The organism is Qipengyuania sp., from assembly GCF_043423005.1.
Lineage (GTDB): Bacteria > Pseudomonadota > Alphaproteobacteria > Sphingomonadales > Sphingomonadaceae > Qipengyuania.
This window is the reverse complement of the sequence record NZ_JBHWMI010000051.1, coordinates 1-19,770: the sequence shown is the minus strand read 5'-3', so window position 1 is coordinate 19,770 and position 19,770 is coordinate 1. Positions and strand designations below refer to the sequence as shown.

At 65.9% G+C, this 19,770-nt stretch carries 17 protein-coding genes; 5 read left to right on the top strand and 12 right to left on the bottom strand.

What is annotated here, in order from left to right; translation table 11 throughout:
* Positions 1–2: 2 nt before the first annotated feature.
* Positions 3–1,286 carry an APC family permease gene (locus ACHFFA_RS08485; protein WP_394270417.1) on the bottom strand — a complete coding sequence of 428 codons (1,284 nt, stop codon included), beginning with the start codon at positions 1,284–1,286 and terminating at the stop codon, positions 3–5.
* A gap of 131 nt (positions 1,287–1,417) precedes the next feature.
* On the opposite strand from ACHFFA_RS08485, the gene uvrC reads away from it, so the two are divergent.
* On the top strand, positions 1,418–3,445 hold the full coding sequence (uvrC, locus tag ACHFFA_RS08480; protein WP_394270440.1) for an excinuclease ABC subunit UvrC: 2,028 nt from the start codon (positions 1,418–1,420) through the stop codon (positions 3,443–3,445).
* Positions 3,446–3,469: 24 nt separating this feature from the next.
* Here the strand turns inward: uvrC and ACHFFA_RS08475 are convergent, their stop codons facing one another.
* The 3 genes from ACHFFA_RS08475 to thiL form a co-directional block, all read right to left on the bottom strand.
* A complete protein-coding gene (locus ACHFFA_RS08475; protein ID WP_394270416.1) occupies positions 3,470–6,355 on the bottom strand; it encodes an Ig-like domain-containing protein in 2,886 nt (961 codons plus the stop codon).
* A 364-nt stretch (positions 6,356–6,719) separates the two neighbouring features.
* Positions 6,720–8,873, bottom strand: a complete 2,154-nt coding sequence (locus tag ACHFFA_RS08470; protein WP_394270415.1) for a sodium-translocating pyrophosphatase — start codon at positions 8,871–8,873, stop codon at positions 6,720–6,722.
* 128 nt (positions 8,874–9,001) lie between these two features.
* A complete protein-coding gene (thiL, locus tag ACHFFA_RS08465; protein ID WP_394270414.1) occupies positions 9,002–9,877 on the bottom strand; it encodes a thiamine-phosphate kinase in 876 nt (291 codons plus the stop codon).
* Between the two features lie 61 nt (positions 9,878–9,938).
* On the opposite strand from thiL, the gene ACHFFA_RS08460 reads away from it, so the two are divergent.
* Positions 9,939–10,913: an alpha/beta hydrolase gene (locus ACHFFA_RS08460; RefSeq protein WP_394270413.1), complete on the top strand. Its 975-nt coding sequence runs from the start codon at positions 9,939–9,941 to the stop codon at positions 10,911–10,913.
* Here the strand turns inward: ACHFFA_RS08460 and nusB are convergent.
* From nusB to hisG, 3 genes are read right to left on the bottom strand one after another with little or no spacing between them, the layout of a single operon-like run.
* Positions 10,910–11,368 (bottom strand): transcription antitermination factor NusB, encoded by a 459-nt coding sequence (nusB, locus tag ACHFFA_RS08455; protein ID WP_394270412.1) that lies wholly within the window; start codon positions 11,366–11,368, stop codon positions 10,910–10,912. The two genes, ACHFFA_RS08460 and nusB, sit on opposite strands and share 4 nt — an antisense overlap.
* On the bottom strand, positions 11,365–12,654 hold the full coding sequence (hisD, locus tag ACHFFA_RS08450; RefSeq protein ID WP_394270411.1) for a histidinol dehydrogenase: 1,290 nt from the start codon (positions 12,652–12,654) through the stop codon (positions 11,365–11,367). Before hisD ends, nusB begins: the two co-directional genes overlap by 4 nt.
* Positions 12,642–13,307, bottom strand: coding sequence for an ATP phosphoribosyltransferase (gene hisG, locus ACHFFA_RS08445; protein WP_394270410.1), 666 nt, complete (start codon positions 13,305–13,307; stop codon positions 12,642–12,644). Before hisG ends, hisD begins: the two co-directional genes overlap by 13 nt.
* Before the next feature lie 45 nt (positions 13,308–13,352).
* Between hisG and ACHFFA_RS08440 the strand changes: the two genes are divergently transcribed.
* Positions 13,353–14,420, top strand: a complete 1,068-nt coding sequence (locus tag ACHFFA_RS08440; RefSeq protein ID WP_394270409.1) for a DUF2332 domain-containing protein — start codon at positions 13,353–13,355, stop codon at positions 14,418–14,420.
* Here the strand turns inward: ACHFFA_RS08440 and ACHFFA_RS08435 are convergent.
* The 4 genes from ACHFFA_RS08435 to ACHFFA_RS08420 form a co-directional block, all read right to left on the bottom strand.
* A complete protein-coding gene (locus tag ACHFFA_RS08435; RefSeq protein ID WP_394270408.1) occupies positions 14,417–15,325 on the bottom strand; it encodes an alpha/beta fold hydrolase in 909 nt (302 codons plus the stop codon). The two genes, ACHFFA_RS08440 and ACHFFA_RS08435, sit on opposite strands and share 4 nt — an antisense overlap.
* Positions 15,322–16,152, bottom strand: a complete 831-nt coding sequence (locus tag ACHFFA_RS08430; RefSeq protein WP_394270407.1) for an SDR family NAD(P)-dependent oxidoreductase — start codon at positions 16,150–16,152, stop codon at positions 15,322–15,324. The genes ACHFFA_RS08435 and ACHFFA_RS08430 overlap by 4 nt, the downstream gene beginning before the upstream one ends.
* Positions 16,149–17,039 (bottom strand): pirin family protein, encoded by an 891-nt coding sequence (locus ACHFFA_RS08425; protein WP_394270406.1) that lies wholly within the window; start codon positions 17,037–17,039, stop codon positions 16,149–16,151. The genes ACHFFA_RS08430 and ACHFFA_RS08425 overlap by 4 nt, the downstream gene beginning before the upstream one ends.
* 106 nt (positions 17,040–17,145) lie before the next feature.
* A complete protein-coding gene (locus ACHFFA_RS08420) occupies positions 17,146–17,418 on the bottom strand; it encodes a BolA family protein (protein ID WP_394270405.1) in 273 nt (90 codons plus the stop codon).
* Between the two features lie 61 nt (positions 17,419–17,479).
* Between ACHFFA_RS08420 and ACHFFA_RS08415 the strand changes: the two genes are divergently transcribed.
* Entirely contained in the window at positions 17,480–18,073 is a 594-nt protein-coding gene (locus ACHFFA_RS08415) for a J domain-containing protein (RefSeq protein WP_394270404.1), read from the top strand.
* A gap of 19 nt (positions 18,074–18,092) precedes the next feature.
* Here ACHFFA_RS08415 and ACHFFA_RS08410 read toward each other — a convergent pair whose 3' ends face one another.
* The gene (locus ACHFFA_RS08410) at positions 18,093–18,938 is read right to left on the bottom strand and encodes an oxygenase MpaB family protein (protein ID WP_394270403.1); all 846 of its coding nucleotides are present in this window, start codon (positions 18,936–18,938) and stop codon (positions 18,093–18,095) included.
* A 53-nt stretch (positions 18,939–18,991) separates the two neighbouring features.
* Here ACHFFA_RS08410 and ACHFFA_RS08405 point away from each other — a divergent pair.
* Positions 18,992–19,770, top strand: a 779-nt coding sequence (locus tag ACHFFA_RS08405; protein WP_394270402.1) for an AAA family ATPase, incomplete at its 3' end; no start/stop codon positions are given.

Sequence of the window (19,770 nt, the reverse complement as noted above, 5' to 3'; positions counted from 1 at the left end):
TATCAGGCCTGTTCGATGGGAAATTCCGGCTCCTGCCGGGCGGCTATCCAGTATAGCAGGGCGCCGCCCGCCAGCAGACCGCCGAGGACGATCCACGCCCGCGGCTCGGCCTGGAACGCGATGAAGATCGAGGATGCCACCGCGAACAGTGCGCAGGCAAGGTGAAGCGGCACGATCCGCCCCTCGCGGTGCTCGAGAACGGGCAGGGCAAGGCTGACGACGATGTAGGTGATCAGGCGGATCAGCGTCCCCGCCACCGCCAGCAGTTCGAACCCTTCCCACAGTCCGAACAGGATCGCCATCACGCCGTAGAACAGGATCGAGTTCGACGGCGTGAAATAACGCGGATGAACATATTCGAACCAGCGCGGCAGCAGTCCGCGTTCAGCCATGCCGTAAGACAGGCGCGGCAAGGCGATGCCCGCGGCAAAGCTGTTCGCTCCGATGGAGAAGCTGGCCGCCAGCACGATCGCGAGCGCGCCGATGGGGCCCATCGATGCGCGTGCGGCGCCGGCCAGTGCATTGGTCTCATCCGCGGTTTCCGGTCCGATCAGGATGAAGGCCCAGATCATCGCCATGTAGAGCAGCGTGACCGTCATCACCATTGCCACGATGGCCCGCGGAATGTCGCGCTTCGGATTGCGCATCTCTCCCGCCGTGTCGACCACCACTTCGAAGCCGATGAAGGCGTAGAAGGTGAGGAGGATGACGCTCTCCACCGCACTGAACTGCGGCAGAGTGATCCGGCCGAGATCCCCGCCAGCGAACAGTGCCGAAATCACCAGCGCACCCAGCGGCAACAGCTTGATCGCGGTCAGCAGGCCCAACGTGCCGACCGAGGCGCGCATCCCGAGGATGTTGATCACGGTGATCAGCGCGATGACGAATGCCACCGCAAGCGATGCGGCGACCGGTCCCTCCAACGCCGGAAAGAGGGCGGCAAGATAGGCGATCATGACATGCGCGTTAGCCGCCGCGGTGACGATCCCGCTCGCATACCGCGCCCAGCCCGCCTGAAAGCCGACGAAACGCCCGAATGCGGCCTCGCCATAAAGCACCGAGCCACCGCTGTGCTCGAAACGCCCGGCCATCCAGGCATAGCACAGCGCCAGCGGCAGGAAGAGGATGCCGCCGATCAACATCAGCCACGGCGCGAACCCGCCGACCGCGGTATAGAGTACGGCTGGCAGGGCAAAGATGCCGGCGCCGATCATGCCGTTCAGCGGGAACAGCGCGGTGCCGACGAAGCCGACGGTGCGGGGCGGCTCGATCCGGGACTGATTCATCGCCGGGCGGTGCCCGCAAACGACGGCCCGTGCAAGCACTTGCGGACCGCTACCTCGCCGAGCCTCTCGTCCCCGCCCATCACCCCGCTGCGGGGCTGGCATCGGCGCGAGATCGGCCCTATCTGCCGCCCATGTCCCGCACCAAGGCAGGTTCCCCCCATCATCCCCGCGGCGAGGAGCGTTTCCACGAAGCAAACGCAACGCAGACCGTTGCCGGTGCGCAGCCCGATATCGAAGCCGGCGTGGAGGCCATCCGGGCGACGGTACGCACGCTGAAGCCGCGGCCCGGGGTGTACCGGATGCTCGATGCGCGGGGCGATGTCCTCTATGTCGGCAAGGCCCGCAGCCTCAAGGCGCGGGTGGCGAACTACACCCAGGTCAAGGCCCTCTCCAACCGCCTGAAGCGCATGGTCAGCCAGACCCGGCGGATGGAGATCGTGGTCACCAATTCCGAGGCCGAGGCGCTGCTGCTCGAGGCGCAGCTGATCAAGCGCTACCGGCCGCCGTTCAACGTCCTGTTGCGCGACGACAAGAGCTTTCCCTTTATCCTGCTGCGCGCCGATCATCCGTTTCCGCGCATCCAGAAGCACCGCGGCGCACGGCGGGCGAAGGGCGAATATTATGGTCCTTTCGCCAGCGCCGGTTCGGTCAACAAGACATTGAACGCCTTGCAGAAGCTGTTCCTGCTGCGCAGCTGCACCGACAGCTTCTTCAACAATCGGGACCGTCCGTGCCTGCTTTACCAGATCAAGCGCTGTTCGGCCCCGTGCGTGGGGCGGATCGACGCGGCGGGCTATGCCAGTCTGGTGGGCGAGGCGAAGGAGTTCCTGTCGGGCAAGTCCAGCGCCGTCCAGGCGCGGATCGAACGGCAGATGGCGACCGCTGCGGAGCAGCTCGACTTCGAGACCGCGGCGATCCTGCGCGACCGGTTGCGCGCGGCGACGTTCATTCAAGGCAGCCAGGCGATCAACGCAAGCGGGGTTGGCGATGCCGATATCTTCGCGCTCGCGGCCAAGGGCGGACAGATCGGGGTGCAGGCCTTCTTCGTTCGCGGCGGGCAGAACTGGGGCCACCGCGCGTTCTTCCCCCGCAACACCGGCGAAGTCGACGAGGCCGAGGTTCTGGCCGACGTACTTCTCCAATTTTACGAAGAAGTCCCGCCCCCGCGAAACATTCTGGTCGACCGCGAACTGCCGGAACAGGACCTGATCGCAGAGGCCCTGTGCGAGAAGGCGGGGCACGGGGTGGCGATTGCGATCCCGCAGCGGGGCACCAGGCGGCGGTTGATGGCGCAGGCGCAGCGTAACGCGGTCGAGGCACTCGACCGGCGGCTGGCCGAAAGCGGCACCAAGGCGACCATCATGCGGGAAATGGCCGAATTTCTCGAGCTCGATGATGTGCCGCAGCGGATCGAGATCTACGACAACAGCCATATCCAGGGCGACAAGGCTCTGGGCGCGATGGTGGTGGCCTCGGGCGAGGGGTTCGAGAAGGGCCAGTATCGCAAGTTCAACATCCGCACCGCGCAAACCAACGATGATTTCGGCATGTTGCGCGAGGTCATGGCGCGGCGGTTCCGGACGCTTGCCGAAAAGGATTTCGGCGATGGCGGGGCGGGAGGCGTGGACCTGTCAGAGGGCGCCGTGACCCCATCTGAGCCTACGCCGGCGCGCAAGGCCGCCCGGCAGCCGGGGCATGAGACTGTCTGGCCCGACCTCATACTGATCGACGGGGGGAAGGGCCAGATGTCCGCCGTCCGCGATACGCTCGCGGAAATGGGGATCGAGGACGTGCCGCTGATCGCCATCGCCAAGGGGCCGCATCACGGGCGCGAAGGGCGCGAGGTGTTTCACTTTCCCGACGGGCGGGAAAAGACGCTGCCGGTGAATTCACCGGTGCTGTTCTACCTCCAGCGCCTGCGTGACGAAGTCCATCGCTATGCCATCGGCGCGCATCGCGCCAAGCGCAGCCGGGCGATCAGCGCAAGCCCGCTCGACGAAATTCCCGGCATCGGTCCTTCGCGCAAGCGTGCCCTGCTGCTGCATTTCGGCACCGCCGGCAAGGTGCGCGCCGCCGCGCTCGACGATCTCAAGCGCGCCCCCGGTATCAGCGAGGGCGTGGCGCGCCAGATCTACGATTTCTATCACGCGGGCGGGTAGGCGGGCCCACCCGGCGCGGCGGTATCAGAACAGCAGGTCGGCGCCGGTCAGGTGATCGGGTAGCAGGCTCAGGCTGCCCGGCGCCCCGGCGGCCGTATCGAGCGCACCCGACGGTTCGAACGCGGCATGGCCGGGGGCCGACGACAGGCTGTCCGCCCCGCTGCGATCGGTGAAGATGAGGCTGTTGACCAGCGCCGTCCCCGCGCTGATGGCCGCGCCAAGGTCGAGCACGCCCAGAAGCGTCAGCTTGGCACCCTTGTCGAATTGCAGCGTAAGATCGAGCTTTCCGTCGCGGTCGACATCGGCAAGCGACCAGCTCTTGATCCCGAGGTGGTCCGGATTGCACAGCGAATCCTCGCCCCACGTAAAGTCGGTAATGGTGTCGTGTCCCGAGGCCTGATCGATGACGAAGACGTCCGCCCCGGCGCCGCAGGTGAGCGTGTCGTTGCCCCTGCCGCCGTCGAGCCAGTCGCGCCCCGCGTCGCCGCGCAAGGTATCGGTACCGTTCTCGCCGTAGAGGCGATCATTGCCCGCCCCCCCCACCAGCAGATCATTGCCGTTGCCACCGCGCAGGACCAGGTCATCGGCGACCCCGTCGATCGTCACCGCGACACGGGCAGTATGGGTGGCGCCGCTTTCGTCGCGCACCGTGTAGGTAAAGGTGTCGAGCAGCGTGTCGCCCGCGCCGAGCCCACCGATGGTGGTGCCTTGTGCGAAATAGCGCAATGTCTGGCTCGCCGCATCGAATTCGACCCGGCCGGCCGTGCCGGTGCCGTCGACGCTGACGATGACCAGGCGCCCGCCATCTGGATCCGTATCGTTGCCGAGGAGGTGGGCAGTCAGGTTGGTGCTCGCCATACCCTCGCTTATGCGCAATTGGTCTCCGCTGGCGACGGGGGCATCGTTGGCATCGGTGACCGTCACGTCCAACCTCGCCGAGGCGGAGAGGCCGGCGCTGTCGGTAACCTGTCCGGTCACCTCGAAGCGCGAAAGGCTCTCGTGATCGAGCACGACCAGCGTGGTGACGATCCCGGTCACCGGATCGACGGCAAAACGCCCACCGGCATTGTCGAGCAGGCTGAAACGCAAGGTGTCGCCCAGCGTGTCGTCGGCCATGAGACGGCCCACGACGGTGCCGACCGCAGCGTTTTCGACCACGGTATTGCCCGAGAGGCGGACGTTTTCCGGCGCATTCGGAAGATAGAAACGGGTTACCTGCCCGTCGGCCGGACCGTTGCGACCAAGGCCTGCAAACTCGGAATTGAAATGCACGATATCGTATTGCGCGCGTCCGGCGAGCCCGCCGCTTACCAGCGTATTGTCCGACAGCTGCGCATTGCCATCGACAATGCGGCTGTAGCGTTCGGTTTCCGGTAGCCAGGTGGCAAGGTTGGTCAGCAGGCCGTCATCGGTAAGCCGAGCCTGCGCGGGCTCGAAGAGATAGCCGCCGAAGCTGCCCGTCAGCATGACATTGCCGGACGGATCGGCCGAGAGCAGATCCTCGATGTATTCATCCACCGCCGCGATTTGGCGGGTGCGCATGATCGTGCCGGCGTGGTAGGGGTTCTGTTCGTCCCCCCATAGCGGATCGCTGCCGAAGCGGGTGGTGAAATGAACGTTCACCGTGGTCACGTTTTCGCCATTGAACTGCCATGTGGCAACCAGCGGGTTGCGCGTTCCCGCGAACACCGGATGGTCGATGGTGTGGAGGCTGCCCTCGATCAGTTCGACCCGGTCCGCGCGGTAGAAATAGCCGTTGCGAACGTTGCCGTTTTCCTGCCCGGCGGTTGAGTTCGCAGCGGCCGGTGCGACCTCGACATAGACGTAGCGGATGCCGCTTTGCTGGAAGATCGCCTCGATCAGCCGGTCGGCCGTCGGGTGCCCGGACAGGTCGCTGCCGGTGCCGGTGCCATCCGGATCCTGCAGCCGCTGGACCGCCAGCACGTCGGGCGCGCCGAGATTGCCGACAATGTCGCTCGCGACCAGCGCGAAGCGCACGTCGTGCGGATCAAGGTTGGAGAGATCGTAGCTGGCGACGGTAAGGTGATTGGCATCGCCGGTCAGCCCCGTAACCTCGCGCGTCAGGGTGACGTCTGCTGTAACCACCGCGGTGCCGGTCGCGACCAGTTCGTAGCGGTCGTAGCCATAGCCGAGGATGCCGGTGACACTATCGAGCCGGTCCCCGATCGTGAGGAAAGGCTGGTCGAACAGGCGGTCGTCGAGCTGGATCATCTCGGGGTTCCAGTCGCCCGCCGAGATCGTCAACGCCCCGCGATCGGACAGGCCGGTACTGCCCGCGCCGTGCGAAACGATCAGCTCCGTTTCGCCGAAGCGATCGGTATTGGTGATCGCCTGCGGGGTCTCCAGAGTGACCCGCATCCCTTCCAGCGATTCCCAGAAGTCGAGGCCGTCCGTCGTTGGATCGAAGGAGGTCAGGCCATCATCCTCGATCGTTTCGGTGGGCGGCAGGATGCCATGCTCACCGATCACGACGGCATCCGGAAGCGTGTTGCCGTGGCTTTCGATCGTCAGGCCGGTTGCATTGAGGGTCGTGATCGTGAGGCCCGCACCGCGGACCGCCTCGCTGACCGTGCCGGCGACCTGCACCGCATCGCCGATTGCGATCCGGGCCGTCGAATGGGCGACGAAGATTGCGTCCGACGTCGCGGCGTTGCCATCCCCCTGTGCCGCCTGCAGCCAGAAGCCACCCCGATCGATCGCCGTGACGATGCCGCGCGTGACGACCGCGGTGCCGGCATAGGCCGATGTATGCCCGGCGCCCTGGATCTCGTAAATGGCCAGCGCTCGCGCGCTTGTGCCGCCCGCGGCGAAGGCGGGAGCAAACGAGGCTCCGAAAGAAAAATCCTTGGGGGCGAGAGTAAATCTTTGGGCGAGGTCTTCGTAAACCATTGCCACCCTGTTCTGAGATACCCGCATTCGTCGTCCCCGTTCGTGTGTCGGACGTCGAATAGACGAGAGGGGTTAACGGTTACCCTAGTGAAAACCCCGATAAGTGGTGTAAATCCGGTAAAGTATGCTGTGTAAGGCAGTATCGGCGTTACCCGGCGTTTAACGAACAGAGTTAACGGTTTGCGGCGGGGCCGCAGTATTTATGCGCGGGCTGTCCAGCATTGCTCGGGTGAAGAGGGCGCTTGCAGCGAACGGGCCAGCGCACCGCAGGACGCGCAAAGGCGACCGCGTCGGCAATAAAGAGCGGGGCGGCGGATGCGCCCGTCGCGCACCTGCCGCCCCGCCATGGGGGCGCGCCCCCGGTTCAGCCCGCTGCGAGAGCGGCCAGCAGCAGCAGCGCGACGATATTGGTAATCTTGATCATCGGATTGACGGCCGGGCCTGCGGTATCCTTGTAGGGATCGCCTACGGTATCCCCGGTCACCGCGGCCTTGTGCGCCTCGCTGCCCTTGCCGCCGTGATGGCCGTCCTCAATGTATTTCTTGGCATTGTCCCATGCGCCGCCGCCGGCAGTCATCGACAGGGCGACGAACAGCCCGCCGACGATCACGCCAAGCAGAAGCGCGCCCAGCGCGGCGAAGCCGTTGGCCTGGCCGGCGATCATCGTGATCGTGAAATAGACCACGATCGGCGCCAGCACCGGCAGCATCGAGGGCAGGATCATCTCCTTGATCGCCGCCTTGGTTACCAGATCGACTGTGCGGGCGTAGTTGGGCTTGCTGGTGCCGGCCATGATGCCGCTATCGGACGCGAACTGTTCGCGCACATCCTTGACCACATCGCCAGCGGCACGGCCTACCGCCGTCATGCCCATCGCGCCGAACAGATACGGCAGCAGGGCGCCGAGCAGGAGACCGACGATCACATAGGGATTTTCGAGACTGAAATCGACGTCGATATCAGGGAAGAACTCGCCCAGGTCAGTGGTGTAGGCGGCGAACAGCACCAGTGCCGCAAGCCCGGCCGAACCGATCGCATAGCCCTTGGTTACGGCTTTGGTGGTATTGCCCACCGCGTCGAGCAGGTCGGTTTTCTCGCGCACGCTGTCATCCAGCCCGGCCATCTCGGCGATGCCGCCGGCATTGTCCGTCACTGGTCCGTAGGCGTCAAGGGCGACCACCATCCCGGCCAGCGCCAGCATCGCAGTCGCGGCATAGGCGATTCCGATCAGGCCCGCGAACTGGAAGGCGACGATGATCCCCGTCACGATGACAAGCGTCGGCAGCGCTGTCGATTCAAGGCTGATCGCAAGCCCTTGGATGACGTTGGTGCCATGGCCCGTTTCCGAGGCTTTGGCGATCGAGCGTACCGGGCGGAAATTGGTCCCCGTGTAATATTCGGTGATCCAGATGATGATCCCGGTAATCGCTAGGCCAAGCAAAGAGCAGAAAAACAGATCCCAGCCGCTGAAGCCGATCACCTGCTCGGCCAGCCCTTCCTCGGCGATAGGTTGTCCGCCTGCGACATCTTCGAAGCTGGGCAGGATCGTGGTATCCATCCCGCCCAGCGCGAAGTTGATCGCCAGCCAGATCAGCGGGATCGACAGCAGCGCGGTGACGAGAAAACCCTTGTACATCGCCCCCATCACGTTCGGTCGGCCACGCCCGAGGCGGACGAAATACGTGCCGATGATGCTGGTCACGATGCACGCACCGCCAATCAGCAGCGGCAGCGCCATCATGGGTAGCAGAAGGTCGCCCACGCCGCCGAACAACAGCGCGGTTAAAACCATCGTCGCGCCGACGGTCACCACGTAGGTTTCGAACAGGTCGGCCGCCATGCCGGCGCAGTCTCCCACATTGTCGCCCACGTTGTCGGCAATGACGGCGGGGTTGCGGGGATCGTCTTCGGGAATGCCGGCTTCGACCTTGCCGACGAGATCCGCGCCGACATCCGCAGCCTTGGTGAAGATGCCGCCGCCAAGCCGCGCGAAGATCGAGATCAGCGAGGCGCCGAAGGCTAGCCCGACCAGTCCGTCGATCACCGGGCGGCTGTTGGGGGCGTAGCCGGCGACGCCGACGAGATAGCCGAAGAAGGCGGCGATCGCGAGCAGGGCCAGCCCGGCGACCAGCATCCCGGTGATGGCACCGGCGCGAAAGGCGAGGGTCAGGCCCTGTTGCAGCCCGCTCTGCGCGGCAGCGGCGGTGCGGACGTTGGAGCGGACCGAAATGTTCATTCCGATAAAGCCGGCCACCCCCGACAGGATGGCGCCGATCACGAAACCGATGGCCGGAATGGAGCCGAGGAAAACATAGACCAGCACGGCAACCACCACGCCGACCACGGCGATGGTGGTGTATTGCCGCTTGAGATAGGCCTGCGCCCCTTCCTGGATCGCAGCCGCGATTTCCTGCATGCGCGCATTGCCCGCGCCGCTGTTGAGCACCTGCCGACTGGTGACGAAGCCGTAGACGATCGCAAGCAGTCCCAGTGCGATGGAAATCAGCACAAGATCCATGAAAGCCTCCCTTTGCTGGCTTCCCCTTGGCCAACCACGGGCGCGAGGAAACTCTATATTATGAACGGGAGGTATATAGAGCGAATGTTGCGTGGCAAGGGCGCTTGATAAGCGAGTGTGTCCAGCCGCTAGTGAATATAGCCGAGCCGATCGATCCCGGGGTCTTGGCCGTCCAGCCTCAGGGGGTCTGCGCGGGTCGCGATCACCGTGCCTATCCGGTGGGCGCCGACCGGCAGCGAGGTCCGCTTATCGGCGGTAAAGAGTAGCTGGTAATCGTCGCCCCAGGTCATGCATTCCTGCGCGCGCCCGGGATCGGCCAGCGGGATCCGACCGGCGTGAAGATCGAAGGTCACGGCGCTGGCGCGTGCCATCCGTGCCGCATCCAGCAGCAGGCCGTCGGAGATGTCCATCATCGCCGTGACGACCGGGGCCAGCGCGCAGCCTTCCGCCAGCAGCGGACGGGGGCGGCGATAGGCCAGATCGGCCGCGCTGCCGGTGCCGCGCTCGCCTTCGGCAAGGCCCAGCATGGCCAGCCCGACTGCGCCGGTGACATAGATCGCATCGCCTTCGCGTGCCCCCGTGCGCGCCGGGACCGGCGTGTGGGCGGCGCGTCCGATTGCGGTGCAGCTCCACGCCCGCGGCCCTTCGGCGCGCACGGTATCGCCGCCCAGCAGCGGGACATCATAGGCCGCCATGACCTCGCCGAGCCCGGTGACGAAACGGGCATCGCCAGCGCTGTCTCCAAGGCTGTGCGTGAGCAGCAGGCCGAGCGGAACCGCGCCCTTGGCGGCTAGATCGGAGAGGTTCACGGCCACCAGCTTCCATGCGATGTCCGCCGGATCCTCATCCCGGCGGATGTGAACTCCCTCGCACAGTGTATCGTGGGTCAGCACGAGTGTTTCGCCGCCGACCTCGAGGACTGCGGCATCGTCCATCAGGTCCCGTGCGGCGGGATGGTTCGCCAGGGACCGCAAGGCAGCGATGAACCCGAACTCGCCCGTCATCGCCTTTGTGCGGCCCCACCTTTGCTCATATGGGTAAGGCGCATCGCATGGAGATTGCGGCATGTCACCAGTCTTGCGCATCCTGATCGCCCTCACGATGGGATTGGCGTCGCCCGCATTCGCCCAGAGCGATGCCCCGCCCCGGCCCGCCGTTCCGACGCCGTCCAGCGGCACCATCGTCTGGTGGCCGGACCATGCCCCCGCCCGCGAGGTCGGGGTGACGGATATCTGGGTCTGGCTGCCAGAAGGTTATGCGCTGCATCCGGAACGGCGGTTTCCGGTGGTCTACATGCACGATGCAGAAAACATCTTCGATCCGCGATTATCGAACTTCAACAAGGAATGGCAAATCGACGAGGCGGTGACGCGGATGGCCGCAAGGGGCGACCTGCGCGAATGGATCGTCGTCGGACTTCGCAGCCCGGCAAACCGCTACCAGACGCTGTTTCCGCAAAAGCTGATGGAGCATCTGCCTGCCGAGATCCGCGAGGCGGTCAGGACTATCGACGTCGAGGGTATTAAGGCAGGTCCGGCGCTGCGAGGCGATCGCTATGCGGCCATGATCGCGCGCACGCTCAAGCCCCGGGTCGACGCCGCCTTTCGCACGCTCCCCACAGCCTCCGATACCGCCGTCATGGGTTCATCGATGGGCGGCTTGATGAGCATCTACCTGATGGCGGAATATCCCGATGTGTTCGGGCAGGCCGCCGGCCTGTCCACCCACCTTCCGCTTGCCGCGCCCGATCAGGGTGAACCAGCCAGACGGGCGGCGCAGGTGGCGGATGCATTCGCCAGCTATTTCGCGCAAACCCGGCTCGATCCTGCCCGCAACCGGATCTACATCGATCACGGCACCGCGACGCTCGATGCGTTCTACCCACCCTTTTTCGAAGCGTTCGACGCGATGATGGCGCAGCGTGGGTGGCGCGGACCGGCCTATGAAAGCCGGGCGTTCTTCGGCGCCGAGCACGAGGAAAATGCGTGGGCGCAGCGGATCGATATTCCGCTGACCTTCATCGACCGCGCCGATCCCTAGTCTGCGGGGGCGATATCCCGCGCCACCGCATCGAGCACGCCATTGACGAACTTCGCCTCGCGATCCTCGAAAAAGGCCTTGGCGACATCGACATATTCGCTGATCGCGGCAGCCCTGGGGACGTCGGGACGGGCGAGAAGTTCGTAGGTGCCGGCGCGCAATATCTGCAGCATCGTCCGGTCCAGCCGCGCAAGCGCCCAGCCTTGGGCGAGATGGCTTGCGATACGCTCGTCGATCTCGGACCGGCGCGCCTCGACGCCGCGCACGACGTCGTCGAAGAAGGCAACGTCGGCGGCCGCGAACTCGGTATCCTCGATGGTCTTGCCCAGCCGGTGCTGGTGAAATTCATCGAGTAGTCGCGCGGTCGGCGTCCTCTCCATCTCCAGCTGATACAATGCCTGAACGGCGCCCAGGCGGGCGGCGCTACGGGCCTGAGAACGGGGATTAACGGTCACGTAAGCCTCTTTGCAATGGACAGCGCATGGGCAGGCAGCCCCTCGGCCTCGGCCAGCCTGATGGCGGCTGGGCCGACTGCGGCCAGCGCGTCCGGGGTCGCCCCGATAAAACTCGTGCGCTTCATGAAATCGAGCACCGACAGCCCGCTGGAAAAACGTGCCCTGCGGCCGGTGGGAAGGACATGATTGGGGCCGGCCAGATAATCACCGACCGCCTCGGGCGTATGCCGCCCCAGAAAGACGCTGCCGGCATGACGCAGGCCGGTAAACAGCGCCTCGGGATCGGCGACTGCCAGTTCCACATGCTCCGCCGCTAACCGGTTGGCGAGGGGGACGGCATCGGCAAGATCGCTGACGACGATGATCAGACCATGCCTTTCCCAGCTTTCCTGTGCAATCCGGGCCGAGGCGAGACGCACCATCTGCACGTCGATGGCGTCCTCCACCTGGGCGGCGAAGGCGCGGTCGTCGGTGATGAGGATGGATTGGCTGGCAGGATCGTGCTCGGCCTGGCTGAGAAGGTCGGCCGCAATCCATTCGGGATCGTTGTGCCGGTCGGCAATGACGAGGATTTCGCTCGGCCCGGCAACCATGTCGATCCCGACCACGCCGTAAAGCTGGCGCTTTGCCTCTGCCACCCAGGCGTTGCCGGGGCCGGTGACGACATCGACCGGTGCGATCCGGCGGGTGCCGTAGGCCAGCGCCGCGATCGCCTGTGCGCCGCCGATGCGCCACACCTCGTCGACGCCGGCAAGATGTGCCGCCGCCAGCACGAGCGGGTTGGCCTCGCCCTTGGGAGTGGGGGTGGTGACGACCAGCCGCCCGACGCCGGCAACCTTGGCGGGAATGGCATTCATCAGCAGCGACGAGGGATAGGCCGCCCTCCCGCCGGGGACGTAGAGCCCCGCCGCATCCACCGGTCGCCAGCGCGCGCCGAGGCGCATTCCCACATCGTCGGTATAGTCGCGGTCCTGGGGAAGCTGGCCCCGATGATATGCCGCGATGCGTCCTGCGGCCAGATCGAGCGCATCGCGCAGCGCCGGCTCAAGGCCGGCATAGGCCGCTGCACATTCCTCAGGCGAGACCGACCACCCGCTCTCGGCCCCGAGGCGATGACCGTCGAGCCGCATCGTATATTCGACTAGCGCTTCGTCACCGCGCTCGCGCACCTCGTTGAGGATTGCCGCGACGTCGCGCGATACGTCGGCATCGCTTTCCCGCCGATCGCGCACCACGCGGTCGAAGGCCTCCGAGAACCCGGGATCGCCCGCCGTCAGGAAGCGCATTGCAGCGTATCCGTCTGAAGACAGGTTTCACGGAACGCCTCGACCAGCTGGCCCACGCGAGGGTCGGTCTTCCAAGCCGCGCGGTTCACGATCAGCCGCGCCGATACGGCGAGGATGCGGTCGGCCTCGACCAGTCCGTTCTCGCGCAAGGTCGTCCCGGTGCTGACCAGATCCACGATGCGTCCGGCCAGGCCCAGTTCGGGGGCGATCTCCATCGCGCCGTTGAGCTTGACGCATTCGGCCTGGATGCCCTGCGCCTCGAAATGGCGGCGGGTGATGTTGGGATATTTGGTCGCGACCCGCAAATGGCTGGCACCTGCGACGGCGTCGTCGCCGCGCGGATAGGCGACCGCAAGATGGCAATGGCCGATGTCGAGATCGACGGGCGCGTACAGTTCGGCATAGTCGAACTCCTCGATCACGTCGGACCCCACGATCCCCAGCTGCGCCGCGCCATGCGCCACAAAGGTGGCAACGTCGAACGCGCGCACGCGGATGATGCGCATGTCTGCGCGGGTGGTTTCGAACGTGAGCGCGCGGTTTGCCTTGTCGTGAAAGGCGGCATCCGGCACCACTCCGGCCCGTGCCATCACCGGCAGCGCCTCATCGAGGATACGCCCCTTGGGGACGGCAAAGATCAGCGGGCTGGGCATGGCGAAGCGCGCAGATAGGCACGGCGGCCGGAAAGGGCAACGCATATGGATCAGCGCGGGGTCATGGACACCGTATCGGTCGCGGACGCGATCGCATGGCAGGCGGACCATGCAGCGCGTAACGGCGCCCCGGGAACAGCGCGTATCATTCGCGCGATGCTCGCATTGGAGGAAGGCAGTTCCGTCACCGCACGGCGGATCCTGGGGTGGGAGGGACTCAGCCTGCGCGACGCGATGCCCCTGCGCATTGCCGGCGGCCTGCATCACCTCATGCTGACCGGCGATGCCCCGCAGCTGGAGCGGGTCTATGACGGACAGCTGACCGATCAGGCCGATATCGATGTACTGGTGGGCGACCTCCTGAAGCGGTTCGACGCGCGGCTGCTCCCCTGGCTCGGCAGTCCGCTGCAGACCAACGAGGCGGGGCGTTCAGCGAGCTTCATGGCGGCGCTCCTGTGGCTTGCCGATGGGCGGACGACGGCGCGTTTCAGCCTCCTGGAAATCGGTGCGATTGCCGGGATCAACACGATGATGGGCCGCTATCGCTACCGCCTCGGCAAGACGGTCGTCGGCCCTGTGCAGAGTGCCATGCACATTGCGCCGGAATGGCGCGGTGCTTCGCCCCCGGCCAGCGCCCCCTGCATCGCGGATGCAAGGGGCTGCGATATTGCCCCAGTCGATCTGAGCGATCCCGATCAGGCACTTCGGCTTAAAGCCTACATCTGGCCGGACGCTCCCGAACGCATGGCGCGCATGGACGCCGCCATCGCGCTGGCCCGCGAAACCCCGCCCCGGATCGACAAGGCGAACGCCGCTTCCTGGCTCGAAACCATGTTTCGGCAGCCGCAGCGGCCCGGCATTACCCGCGCGGTCATGCACTCGATCATGTGGCAATACATGGAGGATGCCGAACAGGCCCGGTGTGTCGCCGCCATCGAGGCAGCCGGGGACAGAGCGGGTCGGGATAGCCCGCTCGCCTGGGTCGCGCTGGAGACCAACCGCCAGACCTTCGCTCACGAATTGCGCGTTCGCTACTGGCCGGGCGGCGAGGACGAAACGCATCTGGCGAATGCGCATCCCCACGGACGGTGGGTAAAATGGCTGGGCGGCTAGTAGGCCGTCGCCTCAAGAAAGGCATCGAGCGCACGGTTGACTTCACGCGGGGCCTCCCACTGGACGAAATGCCCCGCTCCCGGCACCTCGTGTACGATGAGATCGTCAATGAGCGTGTCGAGCCCGGCGATGTTGGCGGGCGGAAGCGCGCGGTCCTCCATACCCCAGATCACCAGCGTGGGAATTGTCAGGCGCGGGGCGGCATAGGGCGCGAAGCCCGGGGGGAGGGCATAGGGCGCATCGGGTGCAGGCACGTCGACCGGACTGGCGCGATACCAGTTCAGCATCGCGATGGCTGCCTCGCGGTCCTGCCATTGCCGTTCGAGGAGCGCGCGTTCGTCCGGTTCCATCCGCGCGGCCGCGTCCCAGCTGATCTCGCGTTCGAGCAATGCGCCGAGGCCCGCTTGCTCCACCAGTGCGTCGCTCGCCGGATCGCGGAAGGCGCGCATGTATTGGCTCGCTTGTCGCTGCGCCGGGTCGGTATAGAGCAATCGCTGGAAGATGGCCGGGTGCGGGGCGTTGGCGATCACCGCCCTGCCAACCTTACCATTCGCCTGACCTGCCATCGCCACGCCCCACGCTATGGCGCCGCCCCAATCGTGACCGACGATGGTGAACCGTTCGACCGCCAATTCGGCGGCGAGCAGGAAGATATCGCCCACCAGCTGGTCTGCCCGGTAGCTCCCCACCCCCGCAGGTTTCGACGAACCGGCATAGCCGCGCTGATCGGGCGCGATACAGCGGAACCGGTCGGAAAGATGCGCGATCTGGTGGCGCCAGCTGTGCCGGTTTTCGGGAAAGCCGTGCAGGAAGATCAAGGCCGGCGCATCCTGCGGCCCCGTATCGGAATAGTCGAGCGCGATGCCGTTCGGCAGTTCGAACCGCTGTGCGCCATCTGCGCTCATCGGTCCGCTTTCAATCGATCCATGTAGCCGCTGGCGACCATCGCCGCGACCTGGTCTAGCAATGCCTCGGGTGTGCGGCGCGTCTCGCCCATGGCCTGCTCGAACCCGCGCGCGACGATGATCTCGCGCTCGCCCCGCAGGATCGCATCGAGCATCTCCCGGGCAGCCTCGCCTGGCGGCAGCCCGCCATCGATCGCCTTGTCGCTGACCCCGCGGCGCGAACCATCGGCCTGCAAGGCGTTGCGGCTGACATCGGTCGCGACCGAGCCGGGGCACACGACGTGGACCGAAACGCCGCTCTGGCTGAGTTCCGCGCGCAGCGCATCGGCGTAGCCGATAAGCCCATGCTTGGCCGCGCAATAGGCCGTGCGCAGCGGCACCCCGACCTTGCCGGCGATGGAACTGATGAACACCAGCCGCCCTTCACCGCGTGAGGCCATGTGGGGCAAGAGCGCCTGCGTCGCCGCGATCTGCGCGATGAGATCGATCTCGATGATATCCCTGTAAACCTGCGGGGCGGTTTCGAGCGCGGCGCTACGCTGCGAAACGCCGGCATTGGCAACGAAGAGGTCGACGCCGCTGCGCCATGACGTCGCCGCCCGCGTGGCTTCGTGCATCGCGTCGGTGTCGCGCACGTCGAACGGCAGCACCAGCGCATTTCCCGGCAATTCGCCTGCCACCTCTTTCAGCCGGGCGGTATCGCGGCCCGAAAGGATCACGGCCGCACCTCGCGCCGCCGTTTCGCGGGCCAATGCTGCGCCGATGCCGCGCGATGCACCGGTGATCCATGCAGTCTTTCCGTCCAGTTGGGCGGGCTCGACGCTCATGGATAGGTGACCGTCTTGGGTGGGCCTTCGGGCAGCGGGATGCGTTCCTCGGTATCGCCCGGTACCAGCGGGAAGCGCTGCTCGCGCCAGTCGGCCTTGGCCTGTTCGATCCGCTCGCGGCTGGAACTGACGAAGTTCCACCAGACGTGACGCTTCGTCTCGAACGCTTCGCCGCCCAGCAGCATGATTCGCCCGCCGTCCTTGCTTGCCAGGGTCATCTCGCGGCCGGGGGCAAGGACCGCCAGCTGATACAGCTCGAGCGCATGGCCATCGACGCTCGCCTCCCCGCCGACGAGCATGACTGCCCGTTCGTCGGCATCGTCCTCGATCGGCAGGCAGCCGCCGGGGCCAAGGACGATTTCGGCATAGATGGTGTGGGAATGGGTGGTCGTTGGCGCGCGCTCACCCCACAGTTCGCCCATGATGACGGTGGCGCGCGAACGGCTGTCCTCGACGATGGGGAGGTCGGTCACGGCCTCGAAGGCCGGATCAATCTCCTCGCGCCCGTCGGGAAGGGCCAGCCACGTCTGCATCCCGTACAGCCGCGGCCCGGCTGCACGTTCGGCGCCGGGCGAGCGTTCGGAATGGACGATCCCGCGCCCCGCAGTCATCAAATTGACCTGCCCGGGCCGGATGGTCGCATGGCTGCCGATGCTGTCGCGATGGTCGATCGCGCCTTCGAACAGCCAGGTGACGGTGGCCAGATTGATATGCGGATGCGGGCGAACATCCATCCCGGCCCCGAGATCGAGCTGTGCCGGACCGAATTCGTCGACGAAGATGAACGGCCCGATCATTCGTCGCGCGCGGGCCGGAAGCACCCGTCGGACCTCGAACTGGCCAAGATCGTGGGTCGTCGGGGTCAGCAACAGGTCAAAGGGGCTCATGCGGTGTTACGCTCCTCGTGGCGGCGGATCATGCGCTGCATGGGTTGAAAGGCATTCCGCCGCCGCTGTCCAGAGCCGCGTACTGTCGCGCCGGTGCAAGTTCGGCTCAGGACTTCGGTGCCGAGGCCTGGATCGACAGGGCGTGCACCCGCTCTCCCGGGATATCGCCAAGTGCGCGATTGACCATCCGCTGCCGTTCGACGCGGTTGGTTCCGGCGAAGGCGGGTGCCTCGATCACTACGGTGAAATGCGATTCGCCGCTGCCGTCGTCTCCCGCATGTCCGTGATGACGGGCGCTGTCGTTGATGACTTCGAGGCGGGTCGGGCGGAACGCCTGGATCAGCAAACGCTCCATCTCCTGCTGCACGGGACCGGTCATCGGGCAAATTCTCCTGCTGGCGGGGTTTTCTCGGGCGCCGTCGCTCCCCATCCTACAACGAATGCGCCAGACAAAGTTTCACGGACGGTATCAGGACAGCGGGCGGGTGTGCGAGCATCCTCTCTGCGCCGAACCGGGTGAATATCGCGCGCCGGGCACTGCGGCCCACGGCTTCGACGGGCCGGGCGAATGGCGCTGGATGTGCCTTGAACATGTGCGCGAATTTAATGCCGGATACGACTGGTTCGTGGGGATGAGCGCCGACGAGATACTCGAGGCGCAGGCGCCGGCCATGGGCTGGAGAACCGAAAGCCCCGGTTTTCGCGCTGGCGCCGGCGTCGACGGGCTGCCCCGGTGGGCGGATTACGACGATCCGCTCGACGCGATCGCGGCCCGCGCACGCGGTATCCGCAGCCGGGCCGCACGCGAGGCCGAGGTGGGGCAGGGCGGCCGTTTCAGCCGCGAGGAGGCCGAGGCTTTGGAAATGCTGGGCCTCGGCAGCGATGTCGATCAGCGGCGGCTGCGGCGGCGCTATACCGAGCTGGTTCGCCGCTATCACCCCGATCGCAACGGGGGCGACCGATCGCACGAGGCGCGGCTTGGCCGGGTGGTCGAGGCGTATCAGTTGCTGCGCCGATCGCGCGCTCTCGCCTGACGGACCGCATGGCGGTGACCTAGGTCTGGCGGAATGCCCACCGCAGAGTGCGCCCGACGCCCCAGGTCGCTGCGCGTGCCGGTATGCCGCCCATGACCGGGCGTTCGAGGGCCAGCATCGACCGGGCAAACGGGGGCAGCAGAGAGATCGCCTCGCTCACGATCGCGATCTGAAGCGCGGGCGGGGTGCCTTCGGGGCGGACGTTGGCGACGAATTGCGCCACCTCGCGCGCTTCGACGCTGCCGCGCAATTCGCCGCGCATCTCGCGGAACAAAACCTCCGCTTCCCGCCGGCTGGTCGGCACCGGGTCGGCGTTGAGCGCGCGGGCGATGACGGCGAACTGGCGATAGTATTCGTCTTGTTCGTACCCCGGCATATCGGGGCGGGTGACGCGCATGTAACCGGCCAGAAAACTCGTCGCCTCGGCCACGTGAACCCAGGCGAGGGTTCCGGGATCGGTCGCCGAATAGGGCGTGCCGTCGGGCAAGGTGCCATTGATTTTGGTGTGGATACGGTTGACCCGCCCGATCGCCGCCATCGCGTCGTCCCGGTGCGCGAAGGTCGTGTCGGCGATGAAGCGCGCCGTACGGCTGAGCCTTCCGCGCATGTCCTCGCGAAAGTTCGAAAAATCGAGCACCCCCTGCAAGGCATGGGGATGAAGCATCTGCAGGAACAGCCCGCGGATGCCGCCGACCATCATTCCGACGATATCGGCATGAACCTGGCGGATCGGGCTGTCGCGCTCGAACAGCGCATCGTCCGAGGGCGGCCGGGAGGGCGGATCGGCATTGCCTTCGTTGAAGGTCGCGCGGACGCTGCCGACGATCTGCTGACGCAGGAATTCGATCGGATCGGGGGGAGCCATCGCGGCGATATAGGCTTGGCGCGCCTGCGTTTCATCCCTAGGTCGCGAACGCGATGAACGAGATGACCGACAAGAGCTTCGACGCTGCCGCGAAAACCGTCCTGCCTGCGCCCGATATCGAACTCGACGTGCGGGAAACCTTCGGGATCGATGTCGACTGGAAGGTGCCGGCCTTCAGCAAGCCCGACGAACGCACGCCCGACCGCGATGACAGCTACGTCTTCGATCCGGACACCACCCTCGCGATCCTCGCCGGCTTCGCGCATGATCGCCGGGTCATGGTGCAGGGATATCACGGCACCGGCAAATCGACCCATATCGAACAGGTGGCAGCGCGGCTGAACTGGCCGTGCATCCGCATCAATCTCGATGCCCATATCAGCCGGATCGACCTGATCGGGCGCGACGCGATCGTGCTGCGCGACGGATTGCAGGTGACGGAGTTTCGCGAAGGGCTGCTGCCCTGGGCATTGCAGCATCCGGTCGCGCTGGTGTTCGACGAATACGATGCCGGGCGGCCCGATGTGATGTTCGTGATCCAGCGGGTGCTCGAGCAGCAGGGCAAGCTTACCTTGCTCGACCAGAATCGCGTGATCCGGCCGGATCCCAACTTCCGCCTGTTCGCGACCGCCAATACCGTGGGGCTTGGCGATACCAGCGGGCTTTATCATGGGACCCAGGCGATCAACCAGGGCCAGATGGACCGCTGGAACATCGTCGTCGGCCTCAACTACCTGCCTGCCGCAACCGAAGAAGCGATCGTCGGCGCGAAAAGCGAGGGCGCCGATCCCAAGCTGGTTGCCGACATGGTCAAGGTTGCCGAACTGACCCG